The organism is Nitrospira sp. (assembly GCA_024998565.1).
Taxonomy (GTDB): domain Bacteria; phylum Nitrospirota; class Nitrospiria; order Nitrospirales; family Nitrospiraceae; genus Nitrospira_A.
The window spans coordinates 45,233-58,312 of the sequence record JACOEM010000012.1 but is presented as its reverse complement, the minus strand read 5'-3'; the positions used below and the strand labels follow the sequence as shown (position 1 = coordinate 58,312).

Below are 13,080 nucleotides of genomic sequence, written 5' to 3'. Positions count from 1 at the left end.
GTTGAAGACCGTCAAGGATCAAGCGTCAGACGGTTTCACGAGATGCGGCGAGATTATAGGACCCGGACCCAGGAGGGTCAACCTCCACAAGCCGAATTCGTTGCTTTTCCCTTCCCGATCTGCTAGAAAAATTGTGTAGTTACGATCAGTCCACGTTTCGAGTCTTTACCGAAGGAGTCGCTGGATGCACAGGCATTCAAGGGGGCTGTCTGTCGCTCTCACTATCGTGGTGGGCATATTATGGTTTGCAGCCGGATGCTCCAGCAAACCGAAGGCGACCGCCGACGCCAAACCCGTAAGCGGCACGGATGAGCAGATCTTCCTCGGCGACACGATCGAGAAGAACTACGATCCCAACGTGATCATGAAGCGCGGTGAGGCCTTCTTCGACAAGGAGGAGTTTGCCGAGGCGATCGTCGAATACCAGCATTTCCTGGAATTGCATCGGGCCCATCAACTGGCCGTCTATGCCCAGCTCCGTTTAGCGGAAAGCCATCTCCGGATGGCCAAGTCGATCGACCGGGACCCGGAACCGATCCAGAAGGCCATCGCCGCGTTTGAAAAACTGCGGAAGGATTTCCCGGGCAGCAAGTACGAAGCGCAGGCGCTCCAGCGTATTGCCGATTGCCACGATTGGCTCGCTCAGACACACCTGTTCGTCGGTCAGTTTTACTATCGTCGTGCCTCCTATCTGGCAGCCGCGCATCGATTCGATCAGATTATGAAAGACTATCCGGATAAGAAGGTGGCGCCGGAGGCCTTGTACTATCTGGCCCTCACCTATCAGGAGCTCGGAGCGGATGATTGGGCCATGGAAAAGCTTCAACTTCTAGCCGAGAAGTATCCGAACAGCGAGAACACCGGTGATGGCCGCCGATTGCTGGCGAAGCTGGAGAAAAAATCGTCGGCACCTGCGCCGACCGTCGCGGCCAAATCCGACGCACCGGCTTCGCAGACTCAATCTTCGACAACGCTGCTTGCGGCCTCGGTGCCATCGTCGAACTTCACGCCTTCTGCTTCACCAAGCATCCCCAACCTCAAGAATTCGCCGGCGCTCTCCCTTGGACAGCCGTTCGTTTCCTGCCGGCTCGGCGCCTGGTGCTGACAGGCAACGAGCCTCCCGTTCATCCACTCATGTACACGCCTTCACAAGGCATCCCACAAGACTGCTACGAGATCGACGCCGCGCCGAATGGAGTGGCGACTCCGCCGGGACAGTGAGGCCGCCAGTGCCCATGCCAAACCGCCTGGCGGACGTGTCCATCTGCCTGCTATCGTAAATGTAATGCTTCGAGCAGCAAGTCGTTGACCGACGCCTTGAGGCGTTTCTTCGCGTCTGGCAAGAATTGTGCGGCCGTGGTACGTCCCTGCAGAACTTCAAAATAGGACTGCACCACATCCTGGTAGCGACGGAGAAGCTTGAAGCCGAGGCGGGGGAAGGCATAGATGACCCGGGCAATTCTCGCGGTGATTCTGAAATCCGGCAAGATATCCCGCTCGAGTGCGGCCACATAGTCGGCTAACGATCTGCGATGATCATGACGATTCCCCAGTATCGCCCTGGCAACGAGCTGTCCGGAACGAACTGCATAATAAATTCCTTCCCCGAACAGCGGGTCGACCAAGTGCCCCGCGTCGCCCACCAATGCCGCTCGTCCCCTGATGAACGGGGAGCCAATGCCCTCACGCTGCCCGCCTTCAGAATCTGAATAGGCAGGGATTGGATGCCCGATCGGCCGCGGCACCGTCCGGCCGGACAACCCCTGCGCTTCGCTGACAAACCGATCGAAAGTCGTACGCAAACCGCTCGATTTGCGACGAAACTCCCCTACCCCCACAGACAGGCCATTCTCCTTGGGAAAAATCCATCCATACCCCTGACGGGCGGCCCCCACATCGACAAGGATCGTGGAGGCGCTCGGATAGTGACGGCTATTCCCGAGCCGCACCTCACTTTCAAGCGCCGGCGCCCGATACAGGGAACGGTTGGGAAACAGCTGCCGTGCAACCAGACTATTGGCGCCATCCGCACCGATCACCATCTGTGCGCGATAACGTCCCTCCTGCGTCACCACGTCCACTCCATCGGAATCCTGAGTGATCTCGACCACCCCCTCACCGGTCCGGAGTTCGGCTCCGGCCTGAATCGCTTGTTGCACGAGGTAGTGATCGAAACGATCTCGCATGACCATGTAGGCGATCGGCTGAGAGGATTCAATGAGGAGCGGATCCTGCCCGCGATAGACAAACTGAACCCCATTGACCGTCTGTTCGACAACCGATTTGAAGCCGGGTTCCAGGAGCCGGTCGATACGCGCCGAGAGCCCTCCCCCGCACACCTTGTAACGGGGATGGGCGTCCTTATCGAAACCGAGTACGGTCAAGCCCCCACGACAGAGAGCCGCAGCAGCAACCGCTCCCGCCGGCCCCATTCCGACAATAATCACATCGTAGGTTGTGGCCAATTGCCTATCAGCCATGCCGCAGCCACCAATTGAAGGACACAGAGCTCCCACCCGGCATGAGCCAAGGATCGAACACGCACTGTAACGCAGGCGTCAAGGAGGAGCCCGATAGGAAAGGGAGAAATGGGGCAGAGTTACTGACCGAGGTACCAGCCAATCCCATAGCGTTCGAGAAAGCTCGTGATCATGGTCAGCGAATTGGCATAGATCATCACACCCACCACGATGAGCAGTACGCCGCTCACCGTCGACACACCCCAAAGATAGGCGCGCACTTCTTTGAAGTAACTGAGAAATCGATCGACGCCGAGCGCGGTGAGAAACAGCGGTAGCGCTAACCCCAGCGAGTAAAACGTCAGCAAGACCACACCACTGAGCATCGATTCAGTCGTACTGGCATAAAGCAGGATCGTCCCCAGGACAGGTCCCACGCAGGGAGTCCAGCCTGCCGCAAACGCGATGCCGATCAGGAACGAACCCAGAAACCCGGCCGGGCGGTTCCGGAACTGGTACCGGTGCTCCATCTTGAGGAAGTTCAAATTCAAGATGCCGAGGAGGTAGAGGCCGAAGATAATCACAACGATACCACCGAACCGGCGCAGATGCTCCTGGTAGGTAATCAACGCCTGGCCCAAGAGGCTGGCCGATGCCCCGAACGCGACAAATACCGTCGAAAACCCCGCGATGAACAGCAGGGAATTCAGAATGATCGCTTTCCGGAAGCGATTCCGCTCGGAAACGTCCGTGAGCTGTTCGATCGAGAGTCCGGTAATGTAGGAAATGTAGGACGGGACGAGCGGCAGCACGCAGGGCGACACGAACGACAGCAGCCCGGCGGAAAAGGCGGCTACGAATGAAATCGACTGCACCGAGTCGGTCATGCTTAGGACCCCTGCAACAGCGATTCAACCAGACGCTTCCCGGCAGGAGCGCTCCAGTCTCTGGCCCCTGGAATCCGGTTTCGAATAATACCCTTGCGATCGATCAGAAAGGTCATCGGGAGCTGGCGTGCGCCATACTGAAGCCCGATGCGAAAATCGGCGTCGTGGAGCACCGGGAAGGTAAAACCCACTTCGCGCTGAAAGGGACGGGTCACGGCGGCACCCTGGGCGTCGGTCGAGACCGCGAGAATCTCAAAATCCTTGCGGCTGAAGCTTCGATACAGACGCTCCATCGCCGGCATCTCGATTTTGCAGGGCCCGCACCAGGTCGCCCAGAAATTTAAGAGCACGACTTTTCCTCGGAACTGATCGAGTGTGACGTTGAACCCCTCGGAGTCCCTCAACAGGAAATTCGGCGCCTCTTCATCGACCTGAGGAATACGCTCGACGACCGGCATCGGCACGGCCGGCGAGGAAGCCAATGCCCCGCGGGCGTCTGCAGATAATCCTCCACAGAGCATCATGACGGCGCCGACCACGGACAGAATTGAGTAACGAGTCATCATCGCCGTTACGACGTTGGCAGCGCCTGAGCAGGAGTCGCATGGGCGGCCTTCTCCGCAGGCTTGAGCAATTGGGTCAACACCTTGAGATTATCCAATCGTGTCCAATCCCGAGGCCCGATCACTTTTTCACGCAGGACACCCTGCTGATCAATGATGTAGGTTTCGGGGACTCCCATCAACTTGTAGCGCTTGTCGGTCTGGCCCCAAGAATCAACCAGTACGGGAAACGTGAGGTTCATCCCCTTCACGAACGGGGGGATTTCTTTCTTCGTTGTTACCCGGTCAATACTGACCGCCAGGATTACCAGGCCGTCCTTCTCGAAGTTCTTGTACAACACTTCCATTGAGGGCATTTCTTCACGGCACGGTTTGCACCAGGTTGCCCAGAAATTCAAGAAAACCACTTTGCCGCGATAGTCAGATAACCGCAGTGGCTTCTCATTCAGGTCGGGCAATTGGAAATCCGGCGCCTCTTTTCCCACCACCAGTGGTTCGTACTTGGAACTCTGTAGCCAGACCACGAGAAACATCACGCCTAGAATGGCCGCAGCGGCGATCACCACCACGATACGGGACGGGCCGGTTCGTGGCGCAGTATGAGCAGGACTCTGGTTGATGTGCTCTGTCATGGTTTAGGCGTAAGCATGCAGACCGGAGAGGAGAAAATTCACACCCCAGAAACAGAAAATGACCATGAGAAAACCAAAGATCGCGTAGATCGCCGCTTTATGCCCCTCCCACCCTCGGGTCATACGCGCATGAATATAGGCGCCATAGATCAGCCATACGATCAACGACCAAGTCTCCTTGGGATCCCAGCTCCAGTACCCGCCCCAGGCATAGTTTGCCCACATGGCGCCGAGGATGATTCCGAAGGCCAGCAGCGGAAACCCCAGCATGATCGCCTTATAGCCCAGCTCATCAATGGTCTCGAGATCGGGAAAGGCGGCATAAAACCGCGACTGACTGCCACGATTGACCGCCCGTTCTTTGAAGAGATACATCAGGCCCAATCCACCGGCCATGGCAAACGCCGCGTAACTGGTCAACGTGACTGAAACATGGATATAAATCCAGTAGCTGTTCAGGGCCGGAACGAGCGGCTCTGCCGTCTGGTATCGATAGGGCAAGAGCGATGCGGCGCCCATGGCGATAAACCCGATGCCCACCACAAAGGCTCCGACGGCCTTGATCCTGTAACGGAATTCGAGAAGCACGTAACCCAGGATGATAGCCCAGGACACATAGGCCATGGCCTCAAACTGGTTGGACCAGGGCGCAAAGGTGCCTGAATGCTCCATTCGCTCAAATGCCCGCGTCGTGAGGGCCAACGTGTTCAGCACCCACCCGAACACGGTGACGAGCGTCGCCACCTGCCCCAATTGTGTGGCCCATGCACCATCACGTTCTTCGAGGTCCTCCACCGGATGCCCGGCCGGAACCATCTGCATGGCAGGACGTTTCGCGAACAGATAGGCCACATACAGCCCTAACGCGGCTAAATACAGCCAGAACGTCATATCGAAGAGGAACAGTGATCGCATCATACGGACCTCCGTCTATCTATCCTAGCGTGCAGCGCAGACCGAATGAAACGTTGCTCACCGTCGCGCGGCAGCGATCTTCAGGATTGAGCCTGGGCGTTAATTTTTTCCGTCAACTTCCTGAACTCTTTTTGGAAATCGATCTGGCTTTTGTGCGTTGTTCCGCCAAGATGGAGCGTGACACCGGACTCGCCGGGAATGATCTTCGCCCATAACCGCCGATGATAAATCAGCGACGAGAGCGTCATGCCCACCACCAGCATCGTACACCCGATCCAGACCATATTGATGCCCGGATTTCTGGCAATCTGCAGCCCGGTAAACTTCTTCGGCTGATAACCGATGAATTCAAATTGGTATGCGGAATCCTTGATCTCAAAGAGGTCTGGATAGTGATAGAACACCCAGGGAGTGGACTGCACGCTACTCCGCTCATCAACCGCCAGCCGAATGGCGGGATTGGCATGCTCTGCGGTTTTTGAGAACACCTTCTTCTCGGTTGAATTAAACGCGAAGTCGGCCACAAAATCCGTCATCTTCATCTTCAATGGAAGACCGTCGACGGCCTTTTCCTTATTCCATTCCAAATCGACCGTCGCAATAATCTTGTCGCTGCCCTTCTCCTTAATGTTGATTCGAGCCGCCTCGATTTGATCCCACGCATCCCCATAACTGGATTGGTAAAACCAGATCCCCTTGTAGACCAAGGGATCGTTCACCGTAATTGTCTTGGTTGTGGTGGGAGTGCCTTGATCGATCACGGTCAAGGTGCTGTTGTAGGATTTTACCGATCCGTTCTCATGGTAGTCGATCCAGAACTTATCGACACGAAGATCGAAGTTGCCGCGCGGAATGTGGTAGGTCTGGCCTTCGAGACACACCCCGAACTCCTGAAATCCATAATAGCTGCCCAGCAGTCCTCCGAGCACGATGACCGTAGCGCTGAGGTGGGCCACATGCGCGCCGACCCGGCCCATAATCCCCTTGGTCGCATAGACCGTCACTTCTCCGGGATCGCTCTTGGCCAGCACCCGGTAGCCCTTTTCGGCAAAGAGCTTTACCAGCCCTTCGGCTACGGCTTCTCTCGACTGATTGAGCGAAAGGGTAGTCTGCTGTTTCATGCCCTGGATAAAGGCCAGCGACACACTGACCTTGTCCTGCCGCATGGACCGCCACACACTGGGAAACCGTTTATGGAAACAGGTGAGAGAATTGACGCACAGGAGACCCAGCAGACTGGTGAACCACCAGGTGTGATAGACGTCGGTAAAACCCAATCGAAGGAACCAACGATAGGCTTCTTCTCCATATTCCTGCACATAGGTTTCCGGGCGCTCACCCTGCTGAATGACCGTGCCGATCGTCGCAGTCATGGCGAGCACAATGAACAGAAACATCGCCAGCTTGATCGAAGCAAAAAAATCCACGACCTCGCGCGAAAACTCCTCCCAGCCAAGGCCTGAAGTGCGCGGAGCGGATGCGCTCACATCGGATGCTGCATCGGGTTTATCGTTCATGAATCAACATACCTAGCTGCTTCGACCTGGCTGTCATACAAATCCCATCATCATACCCAATGACGAGCTGCGTGTGGAATCCTGCGCCAATGCAGGCCGATACCACGAGGTTGGAAGTGCCGAGGCGGAGCGTTTATGATGAAAAATGTTCCAAATACGCGAAAAGTAAGCTATCTTACAAGTCGACTTAAAGGACTGTCAAGCAAGACACTTGTCCGACGCGAGACTCAACCAATTCCACCAGAACGGTGGACAAAAACCGACCGGTCAGCTACTATTGCCTTAGTTTTTTGCGGAGTTGTCCAATCATCTTAAGCGTCGCGTCTTCCACAATCAGTCGCCGTGCCACCTGACTTCAACCGCCGCATCCTCGTATCACTTCAATTCCAGGGGGAACAATGAGACATAACTACCTGTTCACGTCTGAGTCTGTCACCGAAGGGCACCCGGACAAGATTGCCGATCAGATCTCGGACGGAATTCTAGACGCCATCATCGCTCAAGACAAGTTTTCGAGAGTTGCCTGCGAAACCATTCTTACGACCGGCATCGCATTCGTCGCCGGAGAAATCTCGACCAAGGCCTATGTCGAGATTCCCGATATTATTCGCGACGTGATCAAGGATGTCGGCTATACGGACGCCTCTTGGGGGTTCGACTCCAACACCTGCTCGGTCCTGACATCGATCCACCAACAGTCCGGCGATATCGCCATGGGAGTGGACTCCGGCGGCGCCGGCGACCAGGGCCTCATGTTTGGGTATGCCACCAATGAAACGTCCGAGCTCATGCCGATGCCGATCGTGCTGGCTCATCGATTGACCAAACGTTTGGCGGAAGTGCGCAAGAAAAAGATTCTCAAATGGGTGCGCCCCGACGGTAAATCCCAGGTAACCGTGGAATATAAGGACGGTAAACCCTGCCGCGTCGATACCATCGTCGTTTCCACACAGCACAGCCCCGACGTGACCAACAAGCAAATCGAGAAGGATTTGATGGAGCACGTGATCAGGCCATCCATGCCGAAGGGCCTCTACGATCCGACCAGCGTGAAGCACCATATCAATCCAACGGGCCGGTTCGTGGTAGGCGGGCCGATGGGCGATACCGGCCTCACCGGCCGCAAGATCATCGTCGATACCTACGGCGGGCACGGCAGCCACGGTGGAGGGGCCTTCTCGGGGAAAGATCCGTCAAAGGTGGATCGTTCAGCCTCGTATATGGCTCGCTACATTGCAAAGAACATCGTGGCCGCTGGCCTGGCTTCAAAATGCGAAGTCCAGCTGGCCTACGCCATTGGAGTCGCCGATCCCGTCTCCGTATTGGTCGACACCAAAGATACCGAGAAGGTAGCGCCCGAAAGCCTGGACAAGCTGGTCCGGAAGCATTTCCCATTGACCCCGCGCGGGATCATCGAGCATCTCAAACTGCGTCGCCCCATCTTCAGAAAGACGGCCGCCTATGGACACTTCGGTCGCAACGAACCGGAGTTCACCTGGGAAAAAACCGACAAAGCCAAAGCGTTGCGCAAGGACGCGGGCCTCTAAACGCCCACAGCGTCGCACCAGCCAAGGGGGCGGGTCGCAAGCCCGCCCCCTTTTTTCTGCATTCGAACATCAACCATTCAAGGGCATGACACAGGAGGAGGAAACAGTGGATTACGACGTGAAAGACATGGGATTAGCCGATCAGGGAAAATTGAAAATCGAATGGGCAGAAGCTACGATGCCGGTACTCCGGCTCATTCGCAAACGCTTTGAGCGAGAACAGCCGTTCAAGGGCATCCGCGCCACCGCGTGCCTCCACGTGACCACCGAAACGGCCAACCTGATGAAAACCCTCAAGGCCGGCGGCGCAGACGTTCGCCTCTGCGCCTCCAACCCGTTGAGCACTCAAGACGACGTCGCCGCCGCCTTGGTTCGACACGAGGGAATCCCAACCTTTGCCGTTAAGGGCGAGGACAATAAAACCTACTACCGGCATATTGAATCGGCTATCGCCCACAAGCCACATCTCTCGATGGACGACGGCGCCGACGTGGTCTCCCATCTGCACTCGAAGCGAAAAGACTTGCTCCGCAATGTGATCGGCGGAACAGAGGAAACCACCACCGGCGTCATCCGTCTTCGCAGCATGGCCGAAAAGAAAGTCCTGAAATTCCCGGTGATCTCCGTGAACGATGCGGACACGAAACACATGTTTGACAACCGGTATGGCACTGGCCAAAGCACCATGGACGGCATTGTCCGTGCCACCAATCGGCTGGTGTGCGGCTCTACGCTCGTCGTCGCCGGCTACGGCTGGTGCGGTCGCGGCATTGCCACCCGCGCACGCGGCATGGGCGCCAACGTCATCGTGACTGAAATCGATCCATTGAAGGGCCTCGAAGCCGTGATGGACGGATTCCGGGTCATGCCGATGGATGAAGCCGCTCCCCTTGGAGACTTTTTTGTCACAGTCACAGGTAACTTGAAGGTTATCCGCGGCGAGCACTTTGCGGCCATGAAAGACGGGGCGATCGTCTGCAACTCCGGACACTTCAATGTCGAGTTGGACATTCCTGCACTGGAGAAGCTCAGCAAGAAAAAACTCGCCGTGCGCTCGGGTGTCGACCAATACACCTTGAAGAACGGCCGTCGCGTCAGCCTCTTGGGCGAAGGTCGTCTCGTGAATCTCGCCACCGCTGAAGGCCACCCCTCCAGCGTCATGGACATGAGCTTCGCGAATCAGGCCCTGGGGGCCGAATATATCGTGAAGAACTACAAGAAATTGGAAAAGAAGGTCTATCCGGTTCCAGCCGACATCGATAAAGAAATTTCGCGGCTCAAGCTCGCCGGCATGGGCGTGTCGATCGACAAGCTCACCAAAGAGCAGGTGAAGTACTTGGCCTCGTGGGAAATGGGAACCTAGCACTCTTGGGAGAAGGCCGGAGTTAGCCTCGTGGCAACTCCGGCCCATCCACCGTGCAACTCTGAGCGGCTACACGAACGCCTCAAGTCACTCCGGACGCTCCTCCTACTCTGTCTCCCTGCGCTCTATAACTTCCTCGCAATCATACCGGATATCTGGCGTAGCCTCTGGCGAGTTGCCATGGAACAACCACACACCGCAAGCCTCAGGCTTGATCGGGATAGTAGGAATAGTTGCTGTGGAACCTGAGAGCAGAGGGAGTAACTTCGAAGCACAACAGACGCAGGTTCAGCTCCGGCTAAATAGATGCAGAAAACGTCAAGTCTGGGCCTCCCCAGGCCTCACTTGCTGAAGCACAGGGACAGCTGACAGAACATGGCGAACCTTGTGCAGACTAACGTGAGTTGACCATGGGAAGTTCGCGGGATCCTTCGGCCTCCTGCTGAATCCGCTGGCGTTCGGCTTTCGACTCTTCCAGCACACTGTGCAGCAACTCATCGCTCAGCTGGGTCAATTGCGCTGCGGCGTCTTTCATCTCCGCATGCTCCACCGCCCGCGACAATACTTCGGCCTTCGTCGCCCCCTTCTTCTGGCCCAGGAACGGCTTGATAATGAGATAGGCCACATCACGGAACGGCATGAAACGCAAGAAGCGGCGCAGCAGCTTGAAGGTCTGAATCGGATATCGGGTGAGCTTATACATAAACAGCTTCTTCAGCCCCTCTTGGCGAACTGAATTAATGACCGCCCCCGGCAAACAGGTCGGATCAATCTCCGAACACTTAAAATACTTGTACCAATCCTTGGCGTCGCTCACCAATCCACGCTTGATATATTCCTGCCACAGAGGCGTGCCCCGATAAACGCACAGCCGATTGAATCCAAACGTGTCCAAAGGCAATTTCGAGGCGAAATCAAACGTCTTCTGCATATCCTCGACGGTTTCGTCTGGATTGCCCACAGTAAAGAAACCGTGAACGATTTCGATCCCAGCCTTCTTGGCGTTTCTAACGGCGGTCTCAACCTCGGCGAGCGTCTGCTCCTTCTGGAGGCGATCCAGAATTTTCTGGCTGCCGCTTTCGATGCCGAACATCACCGTCCGGCAATGCGCCTGAGCCATGGCGGGGAAGAGGTGCTGGGCCACAGAATCAACCCGGCCTTCGATTCCCCATTGGATTGTCAGTTTGGCATCGATGATCCCTTTACAAATCGCATCGATCCGCTTCGGCTGCAGCAAAAAGTGATCATCGACGAAATAGACCGATCCGTACCCATTCGCCTCGAGGTACTTCAGCTCATCAACGACGTGTTGCGCGCTACGCGCCCGCCACTTGCCCTCATTAAAAATCGGGATGTCACAGAAGACACAGGGCCACGGACAGCCCCGCGAAGTCTGCATGGTCGTAAATCGCTCCATCGACAGCACGGCCGGCACATCCAACGGCATCGACTCGACGAAGTCTAACTCCAGGCTTTCCCGGTCAGGAAATGGCCACTGGTCCAGGTGGCGCTCCATCGTTCTGTTGGGATTATTGATCACCTTGCCGTCTTTCGCCCAAGTGACACCGCCCACCTCTTGCGGATCATCAAGACGGTCGAGCAAGTCCAGTAACAACTGCTCCCCGTCGCCTCGACACACAAAGTCGACTTCCGGACACTGTAGCTTCACCAACCCCGCATTGAGACTGGCAAATACGCCACCAAAGGCCAACTTGACGTTGGTATCGGCCGCACGAATCTGGCGAGCAAGAATTTTTGCATAGGGATAGCTCGTAGTACTGAGGAAGCTAAGACCCACCAAGGCGGGCTTCCGTCGTTTGATTTCTTCGATAATGAACTCATTGGGAGTCTCAGGATGTGCCTGATCGAACATCACGCATTCATGTCCTGCCCGCTTCAACACCGACGACAGCGACATAATGCCGATGGGCGGAAACCCCATGACCCGAATACGCCCGTTCTTAGCTCGCGTCTTCGCCGGAAGGGCATAAAACTGGGGATCGCGCACATGTATCAGAAACACCAGCATAGTAACGTCCTTTCATCGGGACAGTAACCGGATTCCTCATTTTGCTCGCGGACGGAGGATCCAGGTTCTCATTGTAGAGAGACCAAATCACTCAGGCCAATCGACCCACGTGAGGCGTCCTACAGTACCACGTCTCGCAAGAGGGAAAAAGGGAAGAATCTGACACCGAGAATGGGACGTCGGTAACATCGGCGCCCCTCAGCCGTTGACTGGCGGTATGATTTAGGCGGTACAAACGCAAAGAGGGCGACGGATCTGATCCGACGCCCTCTCTAGAAGAGATCCCTGGCTAGCGACCGAGTGCCGCCTTCACGGCCTGCCCGATCTCAGCAGGATTCTTGACGACTCGTACACCGGCAGCTTCCAACGCTTTCATTTTTTCCGTTGCCGTCCCCTTGCCGCCTGAAATGATGGCGCCTGCATGTCCCATGCGTCGCCCCGGCGGGGCCGTGATCCCGGCAATGAAACTGATCACTGGCTTCTTGACGTGCTTCTTAATATATTCGGCCGCCTTCTCTTCCGCGTCGCCGCCTATTTCGCCGATCATCACAACCGCCTGTGTTTCAGAATCTTGTTCGAACAAGGGCAAGACATCCACGAAACCCGTGCCGTTGACGGGATCTCCGCCGATTCCCACACAGGTCGTTTCTCCGAGACCCAACGTCGATAGTTGATGAACGGCTTCATACGTCAAGGTGCCGCTGCGGGACACGACACCGACTACACCACGTTTATGGATGAATCCGGGCATGATCCCGATCTTGGCTTCATCCACTGTGATGACGCCTGGGCAATTGGGGCCGATTAATCGGACATCACGTCCATGCAACGCACGTTTCACCTTCACCATATCGTTCACGGGAATGCCTTCGGTGATGCAGATGATCAGTTTGACACCTGCATCAGCGGCTTCCAGGATCGCATCCGCACAAAATGGCGGCGGCACAAAAATCAAAGAGGTATCGCAGTCGGTCTTCTTCACGGCATCGGCCACGGTATTGAAGACTGGTATGCCCTCAACTTCCTGTCCGGCCTTGCCAGGGGTCACTCCGGCGACCATCTTTGTGCCATACGCTTTGCATTGCGTCGCGTGAAAGGACCCTTCCTTCCCTGTGATCCCCTGCACTACCACCCGCGTGTTCTTATTGACGAGAATGCTCACGGTCTT

At 56.2% G+C, this 13,080-nt stretch carries 11 protein-coding genes; 3 read left to right on the top strand and 8 right to left on the bottom strand.

Annotation, left to right across the window (positions count from 1 at the left end):
- Positions 1-184: 184 nt before the first annotated feature.
- A complete protein-coding gene (gene bamD, locus H8K11_17000) occupies positions 185-1,105 on the top strand; it encodes an outer membrane protein assembly factor BamD (protein ID MCS6265451.1) in 921 nt (306 codons plus the stop codon).
- Between the two features lie 166 nt (positions 1,106-1,271).
- Here the strand turns inward: bamD and H8K11_16995 are convergent, their stop codons facing one another.
- The 6 genes from H8K11_16995 to H8K11_16970 all read right to left on the bottom strand — a co-directional run bounded on the left by H8K11_16995 (position 1,272) and on the right by H8K11_16970 (position 6,973).
- Positions 1,272-2,480 carry a geranylgeranyl reductase family protein gene (locus H8K11_16995; GenBank protein ID MCS6265450.1) on the bottom strand — a complete coding sequence of 403 codons (1,209 nt, stop codon included), beginning with the start codon at positions 2,478-2,480 and terminating at the stop codon, positions 1,272-1,274.
- A gap of 119 nt (positions 2,481-2,599) precedes the next feature.
- Complete coding sequence (locus H8K11_16990) at positions 2,600-3,346, bottom strand: sulfite exporter TauE/SafE family protein (protein ID MCS6265449.1); 747 nt, start codon at positions 3,344-3,346, stop codon at positions 2,600-2,602.
- Positions 3,347-3,348: 2 nt separating this feature from the next.
- On the bottom strand, positions 3,349-3,885 hold the full coding sequence (locus H8K11_16985; protein ID MCS6265448.1) for a TlpA family protein disulfide reductase: 537 nt from the start codon (positions 3,883-3,885) through the stop codon (positions 3,349-3,351).
- A 32-nt stretch (positions 3,886-3,917) separates the two neighbouring features.
- Positions 3,918-4,442 (bottom strand): TlpA family protein disulfide reductase, encoded by a 525-nt coding sequence (locus H8K11_16980; GenBank protein MCS6265447.1) that lies wholly within the window; start codon positions 4,440-4,442, stop codon positions 3,918-3,920.
- Positions 4,443-4,544: 102 nt separating this feature from the next.
- Positions 4,545-5,459: a c-type cytochrome biogenesis protein CcsB gene (gene ccsB, locus H8K11_16975; GenBank protein ID MCS6265446.1), complete on the bottom strand. Its 915-nt coding sequence runs from the start codon at positions 5,457-5,459 to the stop codon at positions 4,545-4,547.
- Between the two features lie 77 nt (positions 5,460-5,536).
- Positions 5,537-6,973 carry a cytochrome c biogenesis protein ResB gene (locus H8K11_16970; GenBank protein MCS6265445.1) on the bottom strand — a complete coding sequence of 479 codons (1,437 nt, stop codon included), beginning with the start codon at positions 6,971-6,973 and terminating at the stop codon, positions 5,537-5,539.
- A 398-nt stretch (positions 6,974-7,371) separates the two neighbouring features.
- Here H8K11_16970 and H8K11_16965 point away from each other — a divergent pair, with 398 nt between their 5' ends.
- Together H8K11_16965 and H8K11_16960 are read left to right on the top strand one after the other, a co-directional pair.
- Positions 7,372-8,520: a methionine adenosyltransferase gene (locus H8K11_16965; GenBank protein MCS6265444.1), complete on the top strand. Its 1,149-nt coding sequence runs from the start codon at positions 7,372-7,374 to the stop codon at positions 8,518-8,520.
- 106 nt (positions 8,521-8,626) lie between these two features.
- Positions 8,627-9,883, top strand: a complete 1,257-nt coding sequence (locus tag H8K11_16960; protein ID MCS6265443.1) for an adenosylhomocysteinase — start codon at positions 8,627-8,629, stop codon at positions 9,881-9,883.
- 394 nt (positions 9,884-10,277) lie between these two features.
- Here the strand turns inward: H8K11_16960 and H8K11_16955 are convergent, their stop codons facing one another.
- Together H8K11_16955 and sucD are read right to left on the bottom strand one after the other, a co-directional pair.
- Positions 10,278-11,912, bottom strand: a complete 1,635-nt coding sequence (locus H8K11_16955; GenBank protein MCS6265442.1) for a B12-binding domain-containing radical SAM protein — start codon at positions 11,910-11,912, stop codon at positions 10,278-10,280.
- A 289-nt stretch (positions 11,913-12,201) separates the two neighbouring features.
- Complete coding sequence (gene sucD, locus H8K11_16950; GenBank protein MCS6265441.1) at positions 12,202-13,074, bottom strand: succinate--CoA ligase subunit alpha; 873 nt, start codon at positions 13,072-13,074, stop codon at positions 12,202-12,204.
- Positions 13,075-13,080 lie beyond the last annotated feature (6 nt).